General features: G+C 59.8%; 2 protein-coding genes. Both read left to right on the top strand.

The annotated features are described in order from the left end of the window. Positions 1–726: hypothetical protein (locus tag IQ273_RS33185; protein WP_194027321.1), on the top strand; the 726-nt coding region annotated here is incomplete at its 5' end. Between the two features lie 12 nt (positions 727–738). After that, positions 739–1302: a DUF4126 domain-containing protein gene (locus IQ273_RS33180; RefSeq protein ID WP_194027320.1), complete on the top strand. Its 564-nt coding sequence runs from the start codon at positions 739–741 to the stop codon at positions 1300–1302. Positions 1303–1332: the final 30 nt, after the last annotated feature.

The raw sequence follows: 1332 nt of genomic DNA, 5'->3' as shown, positions 1-1332 counted from the left end.
GAGGTGCCTGCTGTTGAAGAGACTCCGCCCCCCCCAGCAAAACCCACCCGCAAGCGGCGATCGAAAGATGATGAAGCGCCCGCCGCCGCCGTAGAACCTTCACCTGAGCCAGTGTCTGAGGTTTCCTCTGCCACACAGCTCTCGATTCCAGACCCGGTTCAAGAGAAGCCCGCCCCCCCAGTCTTGAAGTCGGCTCAGGCGGCAGCGACGGCTGACGAGGCTGATGAGGTGACTGAATCGACCGACGATGACGACGACGACTGGGATAACAACGCCATCTTAGGCGACGACTACGGCGACGACGACGACGACAGCGACGATGAAGAGACCTACCCCTGGGAGGGCAGCGATCGCCCCACCCCCCACCTCGGCACCCTAGAGATTTCGCCACTTACCGCCGATGCGCTGCCGCCCCTGTGCTACGTGGTAGTAGAACGCACCTCGTCGGAGCTAGTGGTACTGCCCCTGCGTACCTTTGCCGATCTGGGTCAAATTCCTGAGGCCGAAGGCGATTCGCGCACCCTGCCCGTGTTCGAAAACCACAACGTAGCCCGCCGCTTTTCGCGCCGCAACCAGCGGGTGGTCAAGGTGCCAGACGGCAGTCTGCTGCAAACCACCAGCCCCTACCTGCAAGCCAAGGGCATTACCCGTCTATTAATCGATGGGCAGGTGTTTTCGCTGGGGCCAGACCCGTTAGAGCCGCTGGCCTCCAGCGTAGATGAGTAAACGTTAGTCATCATGGATGTACTGTTGCACATTGCCATTGGCATTGGCCTCAGCGCTGCCGCCGGGTTTAGAATTTTGGTGCCTTTTTTAGTCGCTGGCATTGCCGCTCAGCAGGGCTATTTAACCCTGTCTCCCACTATGGCCTGGATAGGTACAACCCCTGCCATTTTGGCTCTGGCTGCTGCTACGGCTCTGGAGATACTGATCTACTTTGTGCCCATCGTTGACAATTTGATGGATGCGGTCGAGCTGCCTGCGGCGGCGATCGCTGGTACCGTACTCACCGTGGCCGTCACAGGCGGCGATATGAACCCTTTTTTGCAGTGGAGCCTGGCGCTAATTGCGGGCGGCGGAGTGGCTAGCAGTACCCAGGCCTTTACCGGGCTGGCGCGGCTGGCCTCTACAGCGGCGGGTGGCCCAGTGGGCAACATTGCGGTTTCCACAGCCGAGTTGGCCAGTTCAACCATCCTTTCGGTACTGGCGATCGCGGTGCCAATTTTAGTATTGATCTTAGTAGGCGTGTTGCTGTATCTGGTGTTTCGGCAACGAGGCCGCAAACGACGGCGAATCTCCTAACCCCTCACCCACGACTCTAGCCAGCTCGCC

The sequence above is a fragment of the Nodosilinea sp. LEGE 07298 genome (assembly GCF_015207265.1).
In the GTDB taxonomy this organism is placed as follows: domain Bacteria; phylum Cyanobacteriota; class Cyanobacteriia; order Phormidesmidales; family Phormidesmidaceae; genus Nodosilinea.
This window is presented reverse-complemented; position numbering and strand designations above follow the sequence as displayed.